Origin of the sequence: Aestuariibius violaceus (assembly GCF_040779325.2) — a bacterium.
In the GTDB taxonomy this organism is placed as follows: domain Bacteria; phylum Pseudomonadota; class Alphaproteobacteria; order Rhodobacterales; family Rhodobacteraceae; genus Aestuariibius; species Aestuariibius violaceus.
Map to the genome: position 1 here is coordinate 78,772 of NZ_JBFONT020000005.1, position 23,711 is coordinate 102,482.

Genomic DNA, 23,711 nt, shown 5'->3' on the forward strand with positions numbered 1-23,711 from the left:
CTCGCGGGGCGCCCTTCACGGGGCGTCCCGCACAATTCCTTCAGAATAATTCCCGCGCCTCGCGCGTCACCCCATCGGGCGCGAGGTCCAACGCCGCATCAATTGCCGGTGCCAAGAACCTGAGAAACCGAAGAGAGCAAAAGATGAAATCCGCATTGCCACCGCACATTCAGTCCACCACCACCCACCTGATCACCACCTCCTCGGTCATCGCGCTGACCCTGGCTCTGGTCGCAGGCCCCGCCCAGACGCAACAGGCCGTGACGGTCGCCGATGGTGAGGTCGTGACTGAGACAGTCCGCCTGGATGTAGATGGCGACAGCCTGACGGTTGAAGATGGTGGGCAGATCACGACGGACGGCGTGGAAGGCGTCGACGCCTCCGGGGCAGATGTGGTCATCACAAACGACGGTGAGATCACCACCTCCGGAGGCCTGAGCGCCGTTGGCATCGTTTCGTTTGGGCCGAATGGGGACATCACCAATAGCGGGGACATTTCGACCAACGGTGAGTTGGCCGACGGCATCGCCGCCAACGGCGAAAACTCAGTCGTGACCAATACCGGAACCATCACCACATCCGGCCTCAACTCCTTCGGCATCTTTTCGGCCGGAAACGAGGTCGAGATCGACAATTCCGGTACGGTCACGGCCAATGGCGAAGGTGGATCTGCGATTGTCGCCGACGGCGCTGATGTCAACATCACGAATAGCGGCACCCTGTCGACCACGGACGGCGCTGCCGTCGTTCTCAACGGTGCGGACGCTTTCCTGAGCAATTCCGGTCAGGTCAGCACCCTCAGCGACGATGCCGAGGGGATCGTGTCGACGGAGGATGACGCGACCGTCATCAACGAAGCGGGCGCAACCGTCACAACCGAGGGCGCCGCGTCCCATGGCATCTTCTCCTCCGGCGCCAATGCCGACATCGACAATTCCGGGTCCATCATAGCGTCCGGCGCCAATGCCAACGGCATCCAGTCCGAAGGCGCCGATGCCCTCATCGCCAACAACGGCTCGATCAATACGGGGGGACAGGGGGAAGAGGGGGGCATCGGCATCTCTGCCGAGGGCGACAATGCCGAGGTCACCAATTCCGGATTTATCTTATCACTCGGCACAAACGGGGCTGGGATTGTGGCGTCGGGTGAGAACAGCCTCGTCACCAATGAAGGCGACGTCCTAACCCAGAGCGCAGATTCTGCGATCCAGGTGACCGGCGTGGGCGCTACGGTAGAGAATACCGGATCTGTCACAACACTCAGCAACGGATCCGAGGGGATCCTCTCGACCGAGGACGACGCTGATCTCGACAACGGCGCCGACGGCAGCATCGAGACATTGGGCAACGACTCCCACGGCATCGCGTCCTCCGGTGACAGAGCCGATATCGATAACGACGGCACGATCGAGACCTCCGGCTTCGGAGCCGATGGTATCCGGTCCGAAGGGGACAATGCCCAGATCGACAATACGGGCACGATCCAGGCAAACGCGGCTGGGGGTGACGGGATTTCGTCCCAAGGGGATAACGCCGCTATCACGAATTCAGGCGATATCTCGACAAGTGGCGCCGGCGTGGCCGGCATTGAATCAACTGGCGCAGATGCCATCATCACGAATGACGGCACCATCGACGTGAATGGCAACGTCAACGCCGGGATCAGATCCTCGGGCGCGAACGCCGAAATCACGAATACCGGTGACATCACGGCGACCGAAACATTCAACGACGGCATCAGCTCAACCGGCGACGAAGCCCAGATCATCAATGACGGCGCGATTTCGGTTCAGGGTCAGGAGTCTTTCGGGATCCGTGTCTCTGGCGACGACACGTCCGTTTCGAACGGCCAGGAAGCGCTGATCGAGACGACGGGCTTGGAAGGCCACGGGATCAACACCGATGGCTCCGGCGTTGAAGTCACAAATGCCGGCACCATCCAGACCAGCGGCGCAAGCGCAATCGGCATCCAGTCGACAAACACCGATGGCGGCAACATCCTCTCCAACACCGGCATGATCCAGACCACCGGCGCGGGGATCGAGACAACCGGCGATGGTGATGAGGCCACGAATGACGGCACCATCGAAACGTCAGAGGATGCCGCCCACGGCATCTCTATCATCGACGGCACCGGGATGATTGCGACGAATACCGGCGACGTGACGACGGAGGGCGTGGGAGCCCACGGCATCAACTCGACCGGAGCCGATGCATTGGTCGTCAACGACGGCGACCTGACGACGAACGAAGAAGGCTCTCATGGGATCAACTCCGCCGGCGACGACGCGACAATCTTTGGTAGCGGCACCATCGTCACGAATGGTCAGGGCGCCCACGGCATCAACTCAACCGGTGACAATGCCGGGATCCAGCCCTTCGGCGCCATCGAAACGAACGGCGAGGGTGCGATTGGCATCGTTGCGACCGGCGCGAATGCAAGCATCTTTGCGGACGACGACATCACAACCCAAGGCGCAGGTTCTCAAGGCATCCTGACGACCGGTGACGGCGCTTTCGTTCAGACATCTGGCGGTGTCATTCAGACCGACGGCGCGTTATCGCACGGGATCGACTCCCAAGGCGCCTCTGCGGAGGTCAGCAATTTCGCTCGGATCGAGACCTTTGGTGAGGAAGCCGTCGGGATTCTCTCCACCGGCCGCGACGCCGATCTCAGCAACGATGAAGTGATCATCACCGCAGGCAACGGCGCGCATGGGATCGCGTCCGAAGGGGCCGATGCCCAAATCTTCAATGTCGACTTCATCGAAACCGGCGGTCTGAACGCGAGCGGTATTCTGTCGAACGGCGAGAACGCCCAGATCGAGAATATCGGGCAGATGAGCATCGTCGGCGAGTTCTCAAACGGCATCACCTCGACCGGCAACAACGCGACGATCCGGAACACCGGCTTCATCGAAACTGTTGCCGCCAATTCCGAAGGGATTGTTTCGGAAGGCGACGACGATGTGGTCGAAAACGAGGCCGGGGCCACCATCTTCACCCAAGGCAATGACTCCCACGGCATCGATTCCTCCGGCGCCCGTGCGGAAATCACCAATGCAGGCGAGATCTTCACGGAGGGAAATCAGGCAAACGGCATTCTCTCGACCGGAGAAGACGCCTTGATCAGCAACAACATCAGCGGCAACATCGCCACCGACGGCAACCTGTCCCACGGGATCGACTCCCAGGGCGCCTCGGCACAGATCGGCAACTTTGGCTCCCTAGAGACCGCCGGGGACGGCGCCATCGGCATCCTTTCCACCGGTGACGATGCCCTAATCGATAACGATGGCGATATCACCAGCTTCGGAACAGGTTCTCACGGGATCGCCGCCGAGGGGGCGAATGCCGATATCGAGAGTGGTGGCCTCATCGATCTCAGCGGCGGCAGCTCGATCGGTATCCTGTCGAGCGGGGACAGCGGCGTCATCGAAAACTTCGGCGACATCACCGTCACTGGCGAAAACTCCAATGGCATCGTCTCCACTGGCAACGACTTCGCGATGTTGAATGACGGGTCCATCGAAACGACGGGGGCGGAGTCCGAAGGTATCGTATCGACAGGCGATGATGCCGATATCGGGAACACGGAGACAGGCAGGATCGCGACGGAAGGCGACGGATCGCACGGCATCGACTCCTCCGGCGCCGGCGCCCAGCTTTCGAACGCAGGCGAAATCGAGACGGAAGGCCCAGAGGCACACGGCATCTTTTCGACCGGGGAGAACGCTCTCATCGAAAACTTCGGTGATATCGGAACCGGAGGAGACAGCAGTAGCGGTATTCTGGCCACGACAAGCGGTGCCCTGATCGCTAACGCCGGCACGATCGAGGCGTCGGGCGCAAGCTCATCGGGGATCGCCTCGACCAGCACTGAAGGTGGCGCAGCGATCTTCAACACCGGCACGATCACGTCCTCCGGCATCGGGATCGACGCGCGCGGCTCGGGCGACTTCGCGTTCAATGGCGGCACCACCGAGACGTTCGACGATTTCGCACACGGCCTCTCGATCACGGGCGAAGCCGACGCCATCGCGGTGAATACCGGCTCGATCATCACGAACGGCCAAGAGGCTAACGGTATCTTCTCGACCGGCGACACGGCGACCCTGACCAATGCCGGCGACATGGAGATCCGCGGCGACCTCTCCGCCGGCATGTTCTCCGAAGGAGCCGATGCTGAGATCGAAAACACCGCCGAGGGCAACATCATGACCACGGGGTTCTTGGGGCACGGCATATTCTCGTCTGGCGATACTGCCATCATCACAAACAATGGTGAGATCGATACCAGCGGATTTAACGCCTTCGGCGTCTTCTCGACCGGCGACAACGCCGTCATCGTCAATACCGGACGGATCGTGACCTCTGGCGATGAAGCCGAGGGGATCCGGGCAGGAGGTGCAAATGCCGACATCATCAACGAGGAGGAGGTCATCACCGCGGGCGAGTTCGCGTCTGGGCTCGTCGCAACCGAAGACAATGCGTTGATCGTCAACGCGTTGACGACTAACGGCGGGCGGGGCCGGGTCGAAACCTCCGGCGACTTTGCAGACGGCATTCTCGCAGGCGGGGCCAACTCGATGGCCTTCAATGACAGCGAAATCCAGACCTCCGGCGCTGGGTCGGCTGGCATCCGCGTGACGGGTGGAAGCTCCATCGTGACCAACTCGGGTGGCGGCACGATCCTGAGCACCGGCGAAGGGTCGCAGGGCATCACCTCCGAAGGCGACGAAGACGATCTGGCCAATCTAGGTCTGATCCGTGTCGAAGGGGACGACGGTGCTGGCATCCTTGCTCTGGGCGACGACACCGACATCGACAATACCGGTGCCATCGTGACAACCGCCCTGGATGCTGCCGGGATCGTTGCAAACGGCCTAAACGTCCTGGCCGACAACACCGGCACGATCACAACCGAAGGCGACGAGTCGGTCGGCATTCTCGCAAATGGCGACAATGCCGATCTGCAGAACAGCGGCACCATCGTAACGCAAGGCGGAGGCTCCATCGGCATCGCGGCCTTCGGCGAAGCGAGCCTCGTCGCGAATACTGGCCTCGTGATCGTGGAGGGCGACAACTCCTTCGGCATCGCGTCCGGAGAACTCTCCAGCGGTGTGCGCCTGACCAATACGGGCACGATTGCCGTCAGAGCCGCCGACGGCGGCACCTTGACCGACTCGGCCGGAATCTTCGTAGATGCGGACGGCGGCCTCGCCGAAAACGTGGCGGGTGCCCGGATCCTCACCGACGGCGAAAACGCCGACGGGATCGTGGCCAGGGCCAACGAGGTGATCGTCATCAATGCCGGTGCGATCCAGACCGAAGGCAGCCTTTCCGACGGCATCGTCGCCGAAGGCAACGGCATCGATATCACCAATACCGGGACGATCGTGACACTCGGGGACGACAGCCTCGGCATCTTCGCAGACGGCGATGACATCACGATCGCCAACAACGACGCCATCGCCACCTCCGGCGAAGACAGCTTCGCCATCCGTTCTGCCGGTGCAAACACGGTGATCGCGAACAGTGCTGCGATTACCACGACAGGAGAACTCGCCGATGGGATCAATTCCGAAGGAGTCGGCGCGCAGGTGGTCAACGACACCTTCATCGCGACGCTCGGAGTGGACGCGGAAGGTATCTTTTCGACTGGTGATGATGCGCTGCTCATCAACAACGGCATGCTTTCTACCGCGGGGTTCTTTGCCGAAGGTCTGTTCTCCGGTGGCGAGAACTCCCAGGTCAGCAACTTCGGCGACATCACCACCACTGGGGAGGGCTCCGAAGGCATCGCCTCCAACGGAGACGGTAACGATATCCTGAACGTCGGCAACATCGTAACAAGCGGAGAGAACGCCGACGGGGTCGAAGCCGATGGCGACGACTCGACCGTCGAAAACCAGGGCATGATCGCCACGACGGGCGAGGACGGTGACGGGCTTGAGGTCGATGGCGACAATTCCATCGGCATCAACAATGGCCTGATCTCGGTCGCAGGCGCCAGTTCCGCTGGCATGGAAGCCGACGGCGACAACGTCACGCTCATCAACAACAGCATGATCCTGACGACCGGCAACGGCGAAGAGCTCGACGACGACCTGCTTGGCGGCGCCGAAGGGATCGAGGTCGACGCCAACGATACTCTTGTCGCCAACAACGGCACGATCCTGACCACCGGCCTCAACGCCGACGGGGTCAATGTCGACGGCCTCGCCGGCACGGTCGACAACACCAACCTGGTCATGACCGAAGGCGACGCCTCTTCCGGCATCCAGCTCTCGGGCGAGGATGGGGCCGTCACCAATAGCGGCATGGTCCTGACCGACGGCATCGCCTCCAACGCGATCCAGCTCGCCGGCGAGAACGTGACCTTCCTCAACGCAGGCATCATCATCGCCGAGAACGAGGAGAGCTTCGCGATCCTCGGCGAGGAGGGGAACCAGATCATGACGCTGGCCGAAGAGTCCGAACTCCTCGGCGCCATCGACCTCGGCGCGGGCGACGCGGATACCGCCAACGTCCAGGGTGTGGGCTTCGAACCCGGTGCCTCCACCGCGCTCGTCATGGAGAATGTCGAGATCGTGAACCTCGACGAGGGCAGCAAGGCCTTCGTCGCCCGAGACGGCACGCAAACAACCGTGGCGACCATCGATCCCACCGCCTTCTCCGTCCTGAACGAGGCCACCAGCGCCGTCGCCGGCAGCGCCCACCAGGCGATTAACGGCCAGGCGCAGATCGATGGCGGCTGGGCCACCCTGATCGGAGCCGAACGCACCCGCGAGGATGACGGCGACACGCTCGCCTTCACCCACAACTTCGCGGGTCTCATGGGCGGCTACGAGCGCGACCTCGACGGCAAGCGCCTTGGCTTCGTCGGCGGCTTCTCGGCTGGGCAACTCTCGACCGAGATCGAATCCGCCACGCTCGAAAGCCAGTCGTTCTTCGGCGGCGCATACCTTAAGATGCCCGCAGGCACGACGAACCTGACGGCAAGCCTGCTGGCCGGGATCGAACGCCACGACAGCGAACGGCTCGTCTTCACCAATCTCAACGGGGGCGAGGAGACGGCGAAAGCGGAAATCGACAGCCGCTTCCTCAGCGCCGGCCTGCATGTGGAGACCAAGACCTTCACCTTCGGCCGCTTCGACCTGCGCCCCTCTGCGGCCGCCAACTACACGGCAACCTTCTACGACAGCTATGAGGAGAAGGGCACGACCGGGGCCAATCTCGAGGTCGACAGCCGCACGGCCCAGACGCTGGCCGCGCGCGCCCAGATCGAGGCGGTCACCTCCTTCGGTGCGGTCGAGACGGCCTTCCGCGTTGGGGCCTTCGGGCGGGCGACGAACGAAGAGGATGTGAACTTCACCCTCGGCGAGGACAGCTTCAGCTTCGAGACGTCCGACAGCGACACGGCCCTCGGCGGCTTCGTCGGTGCCCGGGCGACCTTCGTCCAGTCCGACCGGCTGAGCGTCACGGGCGACGTCGAATACCTCTTCGCCGACGGCGACGAAGACGCGCTCGCCGCCAGCCTCAACGTCGGCTTCAAGTTCTAGGTCGGGGAAGGGGTCCGGCCCGGCGTTCCCTCCGCCGGGTCGGACAGAAGACCGGCAGTTCGCTGGTCGTCATCGCTTCCTTAGGTAGAGGCCAATCAAAAGCTCCACCCGCCCGGAATCAAGCGGCACCGCCGCGCCGGGCGAGCGCCTGACCGCCCCGACGGTCAGGCGCTTTGGTATTGTTGCACTGCCCGCTCCATCTGCGGGACGAGCTTGGCTGCCATAAAGCGGGCCGTTGGACCGTCGCAGCGCCAGCCCGCGGTCAGGCGCTCGCCCCGCGCTCCACTTCAAGTGGGAGACACCCAAATCACGGCATTCCGCTTACAACGGAGCAGCTACTGACGTCGCACCCACTTCACCCTTCGAACCAACCGGTCGCAAGCGCTCTGGCCCAATCCTCCCGCCCGCGCTTCGCGGCCAGCGCACTCGCTTCATCCCAGGCGTAAGGCACCGAACGGAACATGACGCGCCAATCACCGGGCGCCCCTTCGATCACAGCATAGGAGGCGTTCGGCGTGCCCGTCTGCATGTGGTGGTAAACGGGCACATCGTCGTCATAGGCCGGGCATCCGACGCTGCCCGGATTTACGACGACACGGCCATCCCTCAAGCGAATGTTCCGCGGGATATGCGTATGGGCGCAGAGGATCAGATCGGCTTCCAGCCCGTCCGCTTCCCGCTCGACCTCGTCCAAGGTCGCGGATCGCACCATTCCGTCCTGTTCGACACGCTCCAGCCAGTAGGTCTGATCGCTCGTCGGAGTCCCGTGGCAGAGAAACACCGTTTCATGGATCGTCATCGTGCTTGGAAGCGCTGCGATCCAGTCAAGGTGCTTCTGCTCCAGCTGATCGAAAGCCACCTTGTCAGACGGGGCCATCTCCGAAGGATCATGTTCGATCAGATATCGGTCGTGATTGCCGCGGATCGTGGGAAAATCCCGCTCCAGCAGACGCGTCGCTGTCGCCCCGGCGTCGAGCGGGCCGCTGAAGCAATCGCCCAGATTGACCGCCTCGGAAAGCCCCAGCCCCTCCATGTCGCGAAGGACAGCCTCCAGGGCGAGTGCATTTCCATGGATATCGGCGAGAACGGCAAATCTCATGGGACGGTTCTCACACCGACCGGCAGGGCACGCAACGTTTACATCCGGCCCCGGCGGGCGTCAGCCTCGGTTGACTGGAAATCAAGCGAGCCGCAACCGGCTGAGCAGATTGAAAGGGCGAACGTCCAGCCTCCGAAAAGGATGCTGGCGCCTCAGATCTCCACCGCCGCATTCTCGGCGATCGCGCCCAGATCCGGTTCCCCTTCCGGGCCGATCACCACGTAATCGGCGCCGCCTTCGGTCCAGGAGACGAAGTCGAAGCCGTTGATCGTCCGCTCGTTGAAGGTCGGCGCCCCGTCCCCTTCGCGGTTGCTCTCCTGCAGGCAAAGCGCGATGACCGTCCCGTCGGGCTGGCGGTACATCAGCTGCGCCACCGGCTTTGCGTTCGCGACCAGCAACCGGCCGCCTTCGAAGGTCAGGCCGAATTCCGACAGGTCCGGGATCGAAAAGCTGACGCCTGTCTGGTTGCCCAGCCACGTCTCGATATGGTCGCTTTCGTCTGCCGACACCTCGACCAGATGCCGGCCTTGGCTGGCATAAACCGCGTGGTAATCAGCGATGTCGGCCAGCCACCCGGCGGTCTCGACCGGGGCAGCTGGACCGCGCAGAAGGTACCCGCCTGCGCCACCGATCAGGAAGAAGGCTAGGCTCGCGGCCAGCGCGCCCCAGATCGGGCGGGCGGGCGCGTTCGTGTTGGCGGGCCGCTCCGGCAGCTCCGCCGCCTTGATCTGCTGGGCCAGCGCGAAGGGCACCGGATCGTCGAGCTGAGCGTCGAACTCCTCCCGGGCAAGCGCGTCAGCCTCGATCAGCCGGTCCAGTTCCGCCTGCACTTCCGGATCGGAGTCCAAAAGCGCCTGGACCCGCGCAGTCTCGCCCGGGTCCAACTCGCCATCCAGATAGGCGCTCAGTTTTTCCGACAGGTCTGTCATTGCAGCACACGCTCTCCGTCCGACAGACTGGATATAAGCAACTTTCGCGCGCGGTGAATGCGGCTCATCACCGTCCCGATCGGAATGTCCAGCATCTCCGACGTCTCGCGGTAACTGTAGCCTTCCGCACAGACCAGCATCAACGGCTGGGCCAGATCCTCGTCCAGGTCGGCCACCTTCCGGCGTACCTGCTGCGCCGTCATCATATCCTCGTTGCGGTTCTCCACCTGCAGCTCCACCGCATCCTCCGCCGCCACCTGGCCTTCGCCCTGGCGCACCTTGCGCTTGCGGACCTCGCTGATCCAGTGATTGCGCACAACGCGGAACATCCAGCGGTCCAGCGGCTGCGAGGGATCGTATTGCTGCCACTTCTGAAGCGCCGTCGTGACCGCCTCCTGCAACAGGTCGTCCGCATCGGGGCCCGAGCGGGTCAGACTCAGCGCGAAACGGCGCAGGCGGGGCAACAGACTGATCATATCCGCCTTGAACTGATCAGGGGTGATTGCCATCGTGCTGGGTCGTTCCGGACTAGTGGTAACCTAGTCGAACTTTTCCACGATTTTGGCATTTTTTTCAACGCGATAATGCGCCTCACGCGGCGATTTCCCGCCGCGTTCCTTGGCAGATGCCGGCGCGTCCCCCGCACCGGCATCGGGCCATCCCGATCAGCTCGCGACGTGCCAGACACCGCCAACACCATCCCCGGTCGTGTCGCCCGGCTGAGTGTCGCCCACCCAGAAGTAGAGCGGCTCGCCATCCTTGGCCCATTGCAGCGTGCCGTCCCGGCGCTCGACCGTCGTCAGACCCTCGGCCGGAGGCTGCTCGCCGGCCGAAGCCCCGTAAGGCGGCCAACTCACGGCGCAATCTCCGTAGCAGTTCGACACGCCCGGCGCGTCGTTGTCGAAGGTGTAAACCGTCATGCCGTTGGCCGCGGTCAGCGGGCCATGACCGGCAACCTGAGTTACCGTGGCGTCGGCGGCACCATAGCTGCTGTAATCATAGGCATAGGCCTCGTCGCATCCGGCAACAAAAACGCCAAGGGCGAGAACGGGCATCAGTTTCATAATGTGGCTCCTACCTGTGTTCAAGCGGCGCTTGTCGCTGCTCTCGGTAGGGTTACGCCCCGGCGCGCCGAGCTATTCCCGCCGCTTCGACTTTTTTCTGAAAGACTTCACAAGGCGTTGAGCAAAATAGAAAAAGCGCCCCTCGCATCGGCAAGGAGCGCCCGAATAGATCCGCCAGCTCACCCGTATTCGTGCAGAAACTGCTCGATCTCGTCCATGCAGACCTGCCAGGCGGGCTCGTCGCTCAGGATGATGTGGCTCCGGCTTTCCAGCGGCACGAACCGCGCATTCGGAATGCCCGCGGCCAGCTCCCGCCCATGCTCCACCGGGATCCGCTGATCGCCCGTCGCATGCAGCACCAGCGTCGGCGCCTTCACCTGTGACAGCAGATGCCGCACGTCGATATCCCCGAACGCCTCCTGAAACCGCACCGCATTCGCGGCCGAGGTCGTCTGCCGCTGGAAGTCGTCGAACCAGGCCAGTGTGTCGGGATCCGCATCCGGCATGAAGGTTTGCGAAAAGATGTGGCGGTATGCGGCGTTCGACGTGCCCCATCCAAGACGGGTCAGGGTCAGCACCGCCTCGCGCCGCTCCCGCTCCTCCTGCGACATGCCGATCCGCCAGCCCGCCGCATAACCGCCGATCAGGATCAGCGCCGACACGCGGTCGGGGTGGCGCACCGCATATTCGATCGACACCGCGCAGCCCTGCGACATCCCCAGAAGCGGGAATCGGCCTATGGCCTGACTGTCCACCAGGGTTTCCAGATCATCGACGAAGGACGGAAAGCTGATATCGGGCGCATCCCAATCCGACAGGCCGTTCCCCCGCTCGTCATAGCGAATGAACGTGTGGCGCGCGGCCAGCGCCTGGAATGTCCGGCTCCAGATCGGGCTCTGCCAGTCCAGTTCCAGATGGTTCAGCCAGTTCGCCGTTTTCACCAGGGGCGGTCCGGATCCGACCCGCGCATAGGCGATCTTCACACCGTCCGATGCCCGGCAGAACCCGATGCTCTGCCGCAGGCGGAACAGATCGCCGTTTTCCTCGCTCGGGGCGGGCGATTTTGTCCACTCCCGAGCTTCTGGGCCCATCAGCGCCCGATAGCGGCTCGCAATCTCCTTTGCCTCGTCCTTCCGATTAAGTAGCGAAAGCTTCCGCCAAAGCGCGAAGGGCGCATCGTGGGAAAACGGATCGAGACTGCACCAAAGCCGCAGCCATTTCAGCGATTCCGGGTCTGAGATATCTTTCGACCAGGCCAGCTTCTGGAAAATACCCGCCCGCAATTCCTGAAGCTCCTCGCGTTCACTTAATAGCCAAAGTTGATATTCCTCGGATCTCTGCAGATCTAAATCCGCTAAAGGCTTCTGCAGTAAAAGTTTCGTAGCACGCCGCAAATTGTCTGTCGACGGGTTTGGATGCTCATGGGTTTTGCGAACGAAATCGATATCCAAGCAAATATCGGTCATATCGACTTCAACCCGGTCCTGACGGGCAATCAATCTCGGGGTCTTGCCCCAATTCAGCAAGGTGCGCAGTTTGCTCAGCGACCAGCGTAAGGCGCCGCGCGGATCATGGGTATTATCAAAGAACAGATCGCATAGATGTTCCCTGTGATGCGGCTGCCCCGTCATCACCAGATAGGCGAGCAGCGCGCGGGTCTTGCGGGATGATACAATCGGCGCGTCCTCGCCGGCATGGGTGACGCGCATGCGTCCAAGCACGTTGATCTGGATCGGCTTTTGCATCGGTCAGACCTGCCGATCCGCCAGTGTTTCAAGGCCACTCCCGTCTCGGCGATCGGGATCGCTCGCATGAACTGACAACGGTGTCTTTTCCTGCGTCGCGATACTCACTTCTCTTCTCTCCTCTCGGTCCGTGTTCATCAGGGTTACGGGCGAGGGGGTCATCTTATTCTCCACCAACGCCGAACCGCGCGTTCTCGACCTGTTGCGCGATCCTGATCTGGCGATGCCAGCCGTGGGAGACTCAATCTATCGCAGGGCGCCCGGCGCTTACGCGATCCAAAAAGGGACTCAGTAGAATCAGCAACAAATGCAGCTCCGCTTAAAAACAGCTTTGGGAGGGATTGCATCCCCAGGCAGCGAGTTTTCTGCATTCTCACATGACGCGACGTCAACTTACCACGTTTATTCAAACGCTGGCTCCAACGTTCACCCGTTACTTCTTCTCTCACGGCAGGCGCGGCGGGCGTCTGGTTCAAGAGGCCAATCCCAGGATTGCCCGTCGCGACCTGCCGATCCTGCGCCGCTGCGTTTCCGGTCCGTAACACCCTGCGGATAGACCACTCGCGGAAAACGCGGCGGCGCGGTGATGGGAAGGAAGAAAGGGAAGAAGTGTATAGGTATTAAAAGAAAATGACGGAACGACAATATAATCTCATTTTGAATACGGCACCTGATGGCGGCGGATGCGTTTCATCTCCGGATGCACAGCTATTGCGAGATATCGGAAAGCGATATGTACAGAACGTTCGGCACTTCGATGACCTCGTCCTGATGTCGCCTTGCGGCAGCGAGGTCGAGCGGTTCGATATCTGGACAGGTGAATGGCAGGTCGAAGACGATCCGTCCGCGTAAGCCATGAACATTGGTGATGCGCGGCCTGGCTCCGCGCATCCCGATCTGGAAACAATATCCCAAATACTCAGAATTGTTGAAGGCCGTTGCGCCGCGCGCTTCCGCGCGCCGCGTTAATCCCGGTTTTCGCCCGAAAGATGTCCGACAGAATGCTGACGTTATGCCGACCAAACGCCGCCACGGATCTCTCCCCAGATTTTCCTAGGTTAACAGCGCGATTCGGCCAGTTTGCTGTTTCGCCGCGATCCCCCGACCGCGCGCCCGTCTCACGTCCCGTTTACGCCTGAGGCAAGCGATCACATCCCCGTCAGATCAGTCCCGGGGCAGGGGGCTCGCCACCACATCCTCCATCAGCGCCAGAAACCCGTGCGCCTGATGCTCCGCCGTCGCCCGCCCCTTCTCCGCCGTCGCCAGGTGCGCCTCCCCGACCACGCCGGACGGCCCAAGGTCTGTTGCGATCCACCCGTAACTCACTGGCCCGATTGGAGGAATCGCGGCGTCTTCCGCCGTCGATCCGAAATCCTCGGCCGTCTCCATCCGCACCGTCTCCGGCCGAAATGCCAGCATCAGCGACGTCTCCCGATCGCCCCCGTGGATCCCAAAGGTCAGCTCTCGCTCCGAATAGAGCCCCTCCGGCACCCCGAACCCCATCCACTGGCATTTCACCGCCAGCATCCCCAGCTCCACCCGCAGCTCCCGCGACAGGATCGACACAAGGTCCAGATTGCCCCCGTGCGAATTCACCAGAACGATCTTCCGCACCCCCGCCCGATGCACCGACCGCCCGATCTCCATCCACGCCTTCAGCGCCGTTTCCGCCGTAAACGTCAGCGTCCCGGCGGCCCAAAGATGCTCGTTCGACTTGCCGACCGCCTGCACCGGCAGGACCCGCAGATCAAGTGCATCCGGGCAAAGCTCGCGAACTTTTTCCAGCATTCCCAAAGCGATAAGAGTATCCGTCCCGACCGGCAGATGGGGCCCATGCTGCTCGATCGCCGCGGTTGGCAAGACTGCAACGGTGCGCATCGGATCGACATCGCGAAAGTCGTCCGCCGTCAGATCGGCCCAGTCGCGATAGCCGCTCAAGCCGGCACCTCATAGGTCGCATCGAGGCGGCTGCGCAGGTACTCCGCCGCGCTGATCGGCGGATACTTCGCCGCCCCGGTCCCCGGCAGTGCCGAGATCACGCTGTCCGGGTTCGGGTCGAGGAAGAACGCAATCGACCGCCGGACCCGCTTCGGACGCAACACGCGGTGTTTCGTCGATACATAGAGATCGTTCGACCAGCGCATCAGGCAATCGCCGATATTGACGATGAGCGCGCCTGGCTGAAACGGGACGTCCAGCCATTCTCCATCTTTTCCAAGCACTTGCAGCCCGGCCTCCCCATCGGTCGACAGAAGTGTAATCGACCCGTAATCGCTATGTGCCCCCGCACCGATCCCACCGTCCCCGGCCGGATACTTCAGGAAGCGCAGCGTCGCCATCGGTGCATCGAAGTGGCCGTCGAAATAGTCGGGCGGCAGGGCTAGGTCCCGCGCAATGGCGCTCTGCACCGAAACCCCCAGCCGATGCGCGGCGTCGAAATAGCCAAGCGCTGCGTCGCGAAACCCCTGCAAATCCGGCCACCGGTTCACCGCGCGAAAGGGCTCCCCGCCGATGATCCGCGGATCGTTCGGCGGCAGATCCCAACCGACATTGAACGCTTCCTTCGCGTCGACCTCTCCGCTGGTCTCATCCAGCCGTTCGGTCCCTGTCGCCGCCCAGCCGCGATTGGTTATGTCTATGGCAATCCTCGCCTTTTCCGCCGCAGGCAGCGCAAAGAACCCATCCGCCGCATCGTAGGCTGCTGCCATCACTTCCTCCGGAACCCCATGTCCCACAAGCGTCGCGAACCCCGTCTCGCGAAAGGCGAGCCCGATCTCTGCGGCCACAACGTCCGGCGCCGCGCCATAACGCGACCAGTCGATGACCGGTATCATGCGGTCTGTTCCCTCGGCGCTGCTCGCGGCGCCCCGATCAACCGATCCATGCGCGCCGCGACTTTGCGCAGATGTGCCTTGCGCGACGCGTCGGACGAGCTGTCCATCAGATGATGCGCCGCATAAGTGGTCTTGCAGGTCCGCGCGCAGATCAGCCGCACCCCGCGCAACAGCGTCCGCTTCCCCGGCGCGCCAATGAAACGCGTCAGCCACCAGCTTGCCCCGCACGTGGTGAACACACCAAGCCGCGTGATGTTCGTCAAACCCGGCCGAATATCCTTGTTTTCCCCGTCCGGCATCAGGAATGCGACCCCCGGCACCAGCACCCGATCCAGCCACCCTTTCAGCATCGCGGGTAGGCCGTACCACCAGGTCGGATAGACGAAGATCAGCGTATCCGCCCACCGCAGGTCTTCGACATCCGCTGCAACGGGCCCGGTGTTAACGCTTTCGTCAAGATAGATGTCCATCTCTCCCGCAGTCAGCACAGGAGCGAAATTCGACCGATAGAGATCGCGTACCCGATACTCCACACCCGCCGCGTCGAGCCGGTCCCGCACGGTGGCAAGAACCGATCCGGTAAAACTGTCCTGCTTGGGATGGCAGAAGACGATGAGGGCGCGCATCAAAGGGTCTCCATTTCGGTTGCAACGCGGCCGAGGAACCGCGCCCGGCGGTCATCATCCGCCCGGTTCATGTCATAAAGCGCGAGATACCGCATCTTGCGCGGGCGGCACACATGCCAGACGGCCCGGGTCACGCATTTTCGCGGCGGGTCGCCGCAAAGGGCCGCGCGCAGCCGGGTGCCGCCATAGGTCGTCACAGCGGCGAGGCGGCGGATCTTTGTGAGGTTCGGGCGGACATGCCCGTCCTCCAGCCGAAACGACACACCGGGCAGGAAGACCCGGTCGAGAAAGCCTTTCAGCATCGCCGGATAGCCGAAATTCCAGACCGGAAACACCATGACGAGCGCCTCCGCCGCCTGCAGGCGTTCCACATAAGCGGCGACCGGCCCGGTATTGTCAGGCACCTCATGATAGCCCCGCCGCTCCGCCTCGGTCAGAACGGGCGAAAAGTCCTCGGCATAGAGGTCGCAATCATCGACCTCCCATCCCCGGCCCTCAAGAGCCAACACCACCCTCTTGTGCAGCGCGGCCGAGAAGCTCTCCTCACAGGGATGCGCGAACAGCACCATCGCCCGCGTCATCCCACAGCCTCTCTTTGCCTCACAAGTATCCTCGGGGGGAGCGCCGTACGGCGCGGGGGGCAGACAGCCCCCCTCTGGCCATGCCGCCTCATTCCGCCGCCTGCATCTTTGGATAGGCATACATCCGGTCATAGGACCAATCCGGATCGTCCCAGGCGATCATCTTGCCGGGATTCAAGAGCCCTTTCGGGTCGGCCTCCCGCTTGAAGACCAGCTGCCGGTCGTCGACGGATTGGCGCCCACCTTCTTCCAGAGTGTAGCGGTGCGGATTGAAGATCATCGCCCCCGCCTCTTCGTGGATGCGGATGATCTCGTCCAGCCGCTCCTCGGTCGTGAACTTCACGAGGCTCAATCCGGCAAACATGACCTTCCCGTTCTCCTTCAGCACTTCCAGATGCTGAAGCACTTCCGGGCTGAACTCGGCTTGCATTTTTTCTATGAGGTCCAAATGCTTAGGGAAGCCGTACCGGACCTGCAGATACGTAATCGACGGATCGACCTTGAGCGCCCGCAGCGTCGTGTGGTTCCAGCTATATTCAAAGACCGGCCCGGGGCTGCGTGCCCAGTCATGGTCATCGTGCCGGTAGATCAGCTTCACCCCGGGTCGCCGGGCGAGGAAGGTCAGGAAGCCGTCCATCGATTGCGGCGCGACCATCAGCCCGATCAGATGCGAGCCTTCGCTCACATAGGGTTTCACCCGTTGAAAGTAGTCGAACGCCACTGGCGCCTCGAACACCGTGGCGAGCTTGATCAAGATGCCGTCTTCGTTCGCCAACTCTTCGGCGAAGCGGGCAGCGTCCATGAAGTCGCCCACGTCCAGGAACATCTCGACCCACTCATAGGCGGGAGCCAAGGGCATCTCGATCTCGGTGATGATCCCGTTCGTGCCATAGGCGTGGCTCACCCGCGCCAGCTCTTCCCCACGGAACTCCAGCACCCGCGGCTCCTCCTCCATGGTCACGACCCGTAGGCGGATGATGTTGCCCAGATCGCGCAAAGACCCCCATGTACAAGACCCCACCCCGCCCGATCCGCCGGCAATGAACCCTCCGATTGTCGCCGTCGCCCAGGTGGAGGAGAACATGCGGATCTCCTGCCCGGAATGCTCCTTGCAGGCCGCGTCCAGGTCTTTCAGCAGGCATCCCGGCTCGACGATCACCCGGCCCGGATGCACCTCCTTCACCGCCGCCATGTGCCGCAGATGCATGACGCATCCTCCGGCCAGCGGCATCGCCTGTCCGTAGTTCCCAGTGCCGGCGCCACGGGTCGTCACCGGCACGTCGTGGGCATAGCAGGTCTTAAGGATTTCAATGACTTCGCCCTCGTTCTTCGGCGAGGCAACGAAATCTGCAACCACATGGTCCAACCGATCTTTCAGCACCGGTGAGTACCAGAAGAAGTCCCGGCTCTTGGCGCGGATCGCGGCGTCGTTCCCTTCGATATCGAGATGGCTCAGGGCCGCCTTCGCGGCGGCGACGTTGTCTCTCATGATGCCCTCATCAGGTCGTCGAGTTCGGAGTAATCGGGAAGCGTGCGGTCGATCGCGCGGCCGCCGCGCAGGACGATCCGGTCGCTTTGCGGGCGAGCGAACAGCTCGGTCCAGTCGCGGGCCCTGAAGATCACCAGATCCGCCGGATCGCCCGCCGCGAGGCTTTGCGCCGGAAACCTGCAGATCGCCGCGGGAGTTTCGGACACGGACTTGGCCCAATCGGCACGCGAATGGTCCAGATGCCCGATCCGCCAGGATTGACGCATCACCTCAAGCATATCGAGATCGCCGTAGGCATAGAACGGATCCCGCGTATTGTCCGACGCGAAGGCGACCGGGATGCCGCGCGCCGCCATCTCGTGCACCAGCGTGATGCCGCGGCCGCGGGGTGTTCGCCCGGCATGCCTGTCTTGCAGATAAAGGTTACACATCGGCAGCGATACGACGTTCAGCCCGGCCCGTGCGACAAGATCGAGCGTATCGAGCGCCCGCGGTTCCTCCTGAGCGGAGAGGGAACAGCAATGGCCGACAGTCACGGGCGCTGAAAAGCCCGTCTCGATCACGGTCTCGGAGATCAGCCTTAGGGTCTCAACGCTGGCATCCATCGTCTCATCGACATGGAAATCAGCGTGGAGGCCGCGCTCTTCGGCCATGCGGAAGAAGCCGAGCAGGCGGTCATGCAAATCGGGAACAGGGTAGGTGACCATGCCAAGGACACCGCCCGATTCAGCAACAAGATCAGCAGTATGCGCAAACGGACCGTCCGCGTCGAACCGGTCGCAGCCGATCAGACAGGCGGCCTGCAGGTCGATCTTGCCTGACCAGTCATCGCGCAGATCGCGAAAGACAGGCCAAGAGATGTCGTCCTGCGGCGGGATCGAATCCAGATGTGTCCGCACCGCCCGCGTGCCGTGAGCATAGGCGCAGCGCAGGCCAAACTCGGCTCTCCGGCGCACATCGTCAGCCACCCAGTTGGCTTCCCGATCTGCGCCGACCGTCGTCAGCGCCCCGTCGAACGTCCCGTCCGGATTTGGCGCGCGGCCCCAGATATGGCCCTTATCCAGATGCGTATGCATGTCAACGAAAGCAGGCAGCACCATCGCGCCCGACATCTCCACCCGCTCGCCCGGCATGTCGCTGATCTGCCCATCTACGATATGCAGATCGGTGCGTAGAAGATCGTCTTCCTGTCCCTGCAAGCAGGCTGGGACAGTCACGTCGGCAAGTGTCAAGGGGCCGTCCGGGAGGGTGCGGAAGTCCATCACTCCTCCCGCTTGAGTGCGCTTTCGTGCCACTTCCGCAGCGCCAGATGGCTGATAAGGCTCATCGCCGCGAAAATCGCGATGCCCATCAGCGAAATCAGGATCAGCGCCGCATAGAGCCGGTCGAAATTGTAGCGATAGCTCGCCTCCAGGAGCGTCGATGCCAGCCCTAGCCCAGTCCCCGCACGGCCGATCACGAATTCCGCCACCACGGCGCCGATCAGCGCCAAGCCACCCGCGATCTTCAAGCCGCCCAGAAAGAAGGGCAGGGCGGACGGCCCCGCCAGATAGCGCAGCCGTTGCCACCGGCTCGCCCCGTAGATCGTGAACAGGTCCGACAGGTTGTGATCCGCTGATTTCAGCCCGATCGTCGTGTTCGACAAGATCGGGAAGAAGGCGATGATCCATGCGCAGACCATCGCCGCGGCGAACGCGCTGTCGATATAGATCTGCAGAAGCGGGGCGATGGCAATGACGGGTGTCACCTGCAGGATCACCGCGTAAGGGTAAAGCGACATCTCGGCCCATTTCGACTGGGTGAAGGTCACCGCCAGAGCCACTCCACCGAGCACCGCCAAAGCCAGTGCCATCAGGGTCAGCCGCGCCGTCACCAGCGCCGCGGGTCCAAGGACGGCCCAATCGGTGAAGATGCTGCTGAAGACCTGCACCGGGCCTGGCAGAATGTAGTGAGGTACTTCCCAGATCACCACGTAGAGGTGCCAGGCCAGGATCATCCCGACGAAGACCAGCGAGGGCAGGGTCCATTTCGCGATCCGGTTGATCCGCGCCCGCCGCGCGCGCGCCTCTTCCTCTTCGTCGATCACGGGTACGATGCCTGCGGCGTTCTCTGCGATGCTCATGCGGCTTCTCCTATGGCATCCTGTAGAGCTTCCGAGGCCCGCCGTGTATAGGCGGCGTAGTCAGAAGAGGTCCGGAAATCCTCGTCGCGGGGATAGGGCGCGTCGACCTCAAGCTCGTGGATCACGCGGCCTGGACGTGCGGCCATGACGATGATCCGGTCAGACAGGAAAACGGATTCGAATACCGAATGGGTAACGAAGATCACCGTACAGCCGATCGCCTCCTTCAACTCCAGAAGATCGTTGTTCAACTTGAACCGCGTGATTTCGTCCAAGGCGGCGAAGGGTTCGTCCATTAAGATCAGACGTGGCTTTGTCACCATCGCTCGGGCGATCGCGACACGCATCTTCATGCCGCCCGACAATTCCCGCGGATAAGCGTTCAGGAACTTTTCCAGCCCCACGAGTCGCAGGGCTTCTAGGATATCGTCCTTCACCGACGCATAGGATCTGCCTTGCAACCGAAAAGGCAGCCAAACGTTCTGCGCCACGGTCGCCCAGGGCATCAGCGTCGGCTCCTGAAAGACGATCCCCAGATCGTCCGTCCCCTGTCCGCCCGTCCAGCGGATCTGGCCGGATGTCGGATGGATCAGCCCCGCGATCAGGCGCAGGGCGGTTGATTTTCCACAGCCTGACGGCCCGAGAAGAGAGATAAAATCTCCCTCGTTCACCTGAAACTGCATGTCCTTGAGCGCCACGACGTTTCCACCAAAGGTCTTTTCGACGTGGCTCATCGTCAGGATGGGGTCGCGCTCGCCCAAGGGCCGGCGGGTTGTCGTCATGTGCCCCTCAAGAATTAAGGCGCCGGGCGTTCACAGCACACCCCGTCCGGCGCCGTCTGCTCGTATTCAGTTGGTCTTCAGATCCATCCCGACGCCGTTGCCGACGAACTGTGTCGTATACGATGCTTGCCAATCGACACCTTCCTCGACAACGCCGGATTCGACCATCAGGTTATAGAAGTTCTCGACCGTCTCGTCCGTGATGACGCCGATCCCCATCGTCTCGGCATCGCCGGAATCGACAATCCCCCACTCTTTCATTTTGCCGATGGCGTAGTCGATCTTGTCCGCCGTCATCTCGGGATTGGCCTCCTGGATCAGCGCATTCGCCGCCGTGTTGTCGCCGTAGAGATAGTTGTACCAACCCTTGATCGACGCATCGACAAAGCACTGCACCTTCTCAGGCTCGTTCTCGATCGTATCCGCCATCGTTTCGATCGTCGTGGCGTAGGAGGAATAGCCGTTATCGGCGATCAGGAAGACGTTCGGCTCGAAGCCACCTTCCTTCTCGACAAGATAGGGCTCGGACGACAGGTAGCCCTGCATGCCCACCTGCTCGTCAGCGAGGAAGGGGGCCGGGTTGAACGTGTAAGGCTCCCGCTGCTCGGCAGTGAAGCCATGGGCCTTGATCATCCACTGGTAGTAGGACTGAAAGCCATTGTCGCCGATCAGCAACGTCAGATCCTTGAGGTCTTCCCAGCTATCGGCGGATCCGGGATGGGCCACGATGACCTGCGGATGCTTCTGGAAGATCGCCGCGATGTTGACGACCGGTACACCTTCCTGAACTGCGGAAAACCCTTGGAGGAGGTCGCCGCCCATGTGGAAATCCATCCGCCCGGCCAGCATCAGGGCCCGGTTGTTCACCTGCGGTCCGCCCGGCAGGATCTCGACCTCAAACCCACAATCTGCTTCGTAGGTGCCGTCGGCGACCGACTGGTAGAAACCGCCATGTTCCGCCTGGGCCAGCCAGTTCGTGCCGAACACGACTGTTTCAGCCTGCGCGGCTCCGGCCGTGCAGATGACCGCGATCGAGACCGCATTCTTGAAAGACATCCCTGTTCTCCCCGTTATCAAACCATTTGGCGTAAGCTTTCGCTGAGCGACGCGGGGGAAAGGGGCCGCGCCGCTCTTCATCGACCCTCCGGGAGAGGTTGCTGCCGAGTTGAACATGTTTTGACGGAAATCCCAAATTTTAAGCAGACTCTGTTTTTAGACAGCGCGGCAAGACATCGGGATGGATTCGCCCAATTTGCCGACTAGGCTGCGCCTATGTCTGAGAAGAAACCGCTTACGCCGTCTGGGATCGCGCCGCCCTTTGGCGCGTATTCGCACGGTATCCTTGGCCCGAAAGAGGGGCGCCTGCTCGTCACGTCTGGTCAGCTTGGGATGCAAGTCGATGGCACGGTGCCTGACACGCTGGCGGGCCAGGCCGAGATCTGTTTTCGCAATATCGACGCGACCCTGGCAGAGGCGGGGGCAGACCGCTCGTCCATCCTGCGGCTGAACGCCTACGTGACCCGGCGCGAGGACTTTCCGGCCTATATGGAAGCTCGCGATGCATGGCTCGCAGATGTGAAGCCCAAGCCCGCCTCGACGCTCCTTGTCGTCAGCGGCTTCACCAGGGAAGAGTTTCTCGTCGAGGTTGAAGCGACGGCCTGGGTCTGAGCCAAGGGCGCCTACAGCTTCGACGAGATCACGCCCGTGGCGAACCCACCCATGCGCAGCTCTCCGAACAGCCGCTGGTATTCGATCTTCGGGCAGCGATCCTGAACGACCGTCACACCGCGCGCTTCGGCCGCAGCCGCCGCCTCTGCGTGGCGCACGCCGATCTGCATCCAGACCACATCAAGCTTCGCCCACCGTGCGAGCGCTTCGTCCACGATGCCTGGGACAACGTCGGACCGGCGGAAGATATCGACCATATCGATCTCGTCCGGCACGTCGGACAAAGCCCGCCAGACCCGCTGCCCCAGCAATTCCTGTCCGGCAAGTCCCGGATTAACCGGAATAATCCGATAGCCCTTCAATCCGAGATACCGCGCGACATAGTAGCTCGGCCGCACCGGGTTGGCTGACACGCCGACGATTGCGATCGTCCGCACACGGCTCAGGATGTCTCGCAGATGGTCATCCGAATAATCCATGCCTCACACTATCCCCGGTATCCGGCACAAAAAAGCGCCCCGAGCGAACATCACCGGGGCGCCAGTCAACGGAACGAGGGACAGATCTAGCGAGGCACCGGGGTTCCGCACCCGGGCTCCCTCTTTACGTGGTGAGCGAAACCTCACGTCACCAGCCCTGATCGCGCAGCCGTGATCAGGACTGCAGAACACTCGGCCAGTTGGTGTTGGCCCGTGCGATGTTGCCCGGGATGTCCCGCTCCCACCGCCGCTGGATGCGGTTCGAGAAGTTGAGATAGAGCTTGCCATCGACGATGCGCCACGCCTCGGGCACGGTCGAGGCGGTGTAGCCTTCCGACACGGCCCAGGCGCAATAACCACCATATTGCGGAGCATAAGCCTCCGGATTTGCCTCGAACAACGCCTGGCTTTCAGCGTTTGCGAACCTCCACGCCGCGCCGCGCCATTCAAGCGCGTATTCGGCGGATCCGGCAATGGGCTCACCTGCGGTGAAGTAGGAAGTCGGATCAGTGCCGTCGATGGCGATCCCGCCTTCGGCATAGATCTCTGGCGTCGCTGCAAAGGCGGGTCTTGCCATCATCGCCACAGCGGGGGTGGCGGCGAAAAGGGTGAGGGTCTGTCTGCGGGTCAGCATGGGGGCTCCTGTAGCGATATGACTGTGCGGCTCAAAATGTCGCAACCCGCCGCAAACAAAACCCCACCTCCGCATGCCGTGATCGCCTGTGCGG

Annotated in this window: 19 protein-coding genes; 2 read left to right on the forward strand and 17 right to left on the reverse strand. The window is 62.3% G+C overall.

Annotated features, from left to right (window positions below):
- Positions 1 to 143: 143 nt before the first annotated feature.
- Positions 144 to 7,565 (forward strand): hypothetical protein, encoded by a 7,422-nt coding sequence (locus AADZ90_RS16010; protein ID WP_367311672.1) that lies wholly within the window; start codon positions 144 to 146, stop codon positions 7,563 to 7,565.
- A 355-nt stretch (positions 7,566 to 7,920) separates the two neighbouring features.
- On the opposite strand, the gene AADZ90_RS16015 is transcribed toward AADZ90_RS16010, so the two are convergent.
- The 15 genes from AADZ90_RS16015 to AADZ90_RS16085 all read right to left on the reverse strand — a co-directional run bounded on the left by AADZ90_RS16015 (position 7,921) and on the right by AADZ90_RS16085 (position 21,892).
- On the reverse strand, positions 7,921 to 8,664 hold the full coding sequence (locus AADZ90_RS16015) for a metallophosphoesterase family protein (RefSeq protein WP_367311673.1): 744 nt from the start codon (positions 8,662 to 8,664) through the stop codon (positions 7,921 to 7,923).
- 152 nt (positions 8,665 to 8,816) lie between these two features.
- A complete protein-coding gene (locus tag AADZ90_RS16020; protein ID WP_367311674.1) occupies positions 8,817 to 9,593 on the reverse strand; it encodes an anti-sigma factor family protein in 777 nt (258 codons plus the stop codon).
- Positions 9,590 to 10,102 carry an RNA polymerase sigma factor gene (locus AADZ90_RS16025; RefSeq protein WP_367311675.1) on the reverse strand — a complete coding sequence of 171 codons (513 nt, stop codon included), beginning with the start codon at positions 10,100 to 10,102 and terminating at the stop codon, positions 9,590 to 9,592. The genes AADZ90_RS16020 and AADZ90_RS16025 overlap by 4 nt, the downstream gene beginning before the upstream one ends.
- Positions 10,103 to 10,258: 156 nt before the next feature.
- The gene (locus tag AADZ90_RS16030; protein WP_367311676.1) at positions 10,259 to 10,657 is read right to left on the reverse strand and encodes a COG4315 family predicted lipoprotein; all 399 of its coding nucleotides are present in this window, start codon (positions 10,655 to 10,657) and stop codon (positions 10,259 to 10,261) included.
- 179 nt (positions 10,658 to 10,836) lie between these two features.
- Complete coding sequence (locus tag AADZ90_RS16035) at positions 10,837 to 12,402, reverse strand: bifunctional AfsR/SARP family transcriptional regulator/alpha/beta hydrolase (RefSeq protein WP_367311677.1); 1,566 nt, start codon at positions 12,400 to 12,402, stop codon at positions 10,837 to 10,839.
- A gap of 708 nt (positions 12,403 to 13,110) precedes the next feature.
- A complete protein-coding gene (locus tag AADZ90_RS16040) occupies positions 13,111 to 13,293 on the reverse strand; it encodes a hypothetical protein (protein WP_367311678.1) in 183 nt (60 codons plus the stop codon).
- 273 nt (positions 13,294 to 13,566) lie between these two features.
- Positions 13,567 to 14,340: a creatininase family protein gene (locus AADZ90_RS16045; protein ID WP_367311679.1), complete on the reverse strand. Its 774-nt coding sequence runs from the start codon at positions 14,338 to 14,340 to the stop codon at positions 13,567 to 13,569.
- A complete protein-coding gene (locus tag AADZ90_RS16050; RefSeq protein WP_367311680.1) occupies positions 14,337 to 15,236 on the reverse strand; it encodes an isopenicillin N synthase family dioxygenase in 900 nt (299 codons plus the stop codon). Before AADZ90_RS16050 ends, AADZ90_RS16045 begins: the two co-directional genes overlap by 4 nt.
- On the reverse strand, positions 15,233 to 15,862 hold the full coding sequence (locus tag AADZ90_RS16055) for an NAD(P)H-dependent oxidoreductase (protein WP_367311681.1): 630 nt from the start codon (positions 15,860 to 15,862) through the stop codon (positions 15,233 to 15,235). The genes AADZ90_RS16050 and AADZ90_RS16055 overlap by 4 nt, the downstream gene beginning before the upstream one ends.
- Positions 15,862 to 16,443 carry an NAD(P)H-dependent oxidoreductase gene (locus AADZ90_RS16060; RefSeq protein ID WP_367311682.1) on the reverse strand — a complete coding sequence of 194 codons (582 nt, stop codon included), beginning with the start codon at positions 16,441 to 16,443 and terminating at the stop codon, positions 15,862 to 15,864. The genes AADZ90_RS16055 and AADZ90_RS16060 overlap by 1 nt, the downstream gene beginning before the upstream one ends.
- An 88-nt stretch (positions 16,444 to 16,531) precedes the next feature.
- On the reverse strand, positions 16,532 to 17,932 hold the full coding sequence (locus AADZ90_RS16065) for an FAD-binding oxidoreductase (RefSeq protein ID WP_367311683.1): 1,401 nt from the start codon (positions 17,930 to 17,932) through the stop codon (positions 16,532 to 16,534).
- Entirely contained in the window at positions 17,929 to 19,194 is a 1,266-nt protein-coding gene (locus tag AADZ90_RS16070; protein ID WP_367311684.1) for a cytosine deaminase, read from the reverse strand. Before AADZ90_RS16070 ends, AADZ90_RS16065 begins: the two co-directional genes overlap by 4 nt.
- Positions 19,194 to 20,054 carry an ABC transporter permease gene (locus tag AADZ90_RS16075; protein WP_367311685.1) on the reverse strand — a complete coding sequence of 287 codons (861 nt, stop codon included), beginning with the start codon at positions 20,052 to 20,054 and terminating at the stop codon, positions 19,194 to 19,196. The genes AADZ90_RS16070 and AADZ90_RS16075 overlap by 1 nt, the downstream gene beginning before the upstream one ends.
- Complete coding sequence (locus tag AADZ90_RS16080; RefSeq protein WP_367311686.1) at positions 20,051 to 20,836, reverse strand: ABC transporter ATP-binding protein; 786 nt, start codon at positions 20,834 to 20,836, stop codon at positions 20,051 to 20,053. The genes AADZ90_RS16075 and AADZ90_RS16080 overlap by 4 nt, the downstream gene beginning before the upstream one ends.
- A 66-nt stretch (positions 20,837 to 20,902) precedes the next feature.
- Complete coding sequence (locus AADZ90_RS16085) at positions 20,903 to 21,892, reverse strand: ABC transporter substrate-binding protein (RefSeq protein ID WP_367311687.1); 990 nt, start codon at positions 21,890 to 21,892, stop codon at positions 20,903 to 20,905.
- A gap of 216 nt (positions 21,893 to 22,108) precedes the next feature.
- Between AADZ90_RS16085 and AADZ90_RS16090 the strand changes: the two genes are divergently transcribed.
- Positions 22,109 to 22,504 carry a RidA family protein gene (locus tag AADZ90_RS16090; protein WP_367311688.1) on the forward strand — a complete coding sequence of 132 codons (396 nt, stop codon included), beginning with the start codon at positions 22,109 to 22,111 and terminating at the stop codon, positions 22,502 to 22,504.
- An 11-nt stretch (positions 22,505 to 22,515) separates the two neighbouring features.
- Here the strand turns inward: AADZ90_RS16090 and AADZ90_RS16095 are convergent, their stop codons facing one another.
- Complete coding sequence (locus AADZ90_RS16095) at positions 22,516 to 22,983, reverse strand: CoA-binding protein (RefSeq protein ID WP_367311689.1); 468 nt, start codon at positions 22,981 to 22,983, stop codon at positions 22,516 to 22,518.
- A gap of 175 nt (positions 22,984 to 23,158) precedes the next feature.
- On the reverse strand, positions 23,159 to 23,617 hold the full coding sequence (locus AADZ90_RS16100) for a YHS domain-containing (seleno)protein (RefSeq protein ID WP_367311690.1): 459 nt from the start codon (positions 23,615 to 23,617) through the stop codon (positions 23,159 to 23,161).
- Positions 23,618 to 23,711 lie beyond the last annotated feature (94 nt).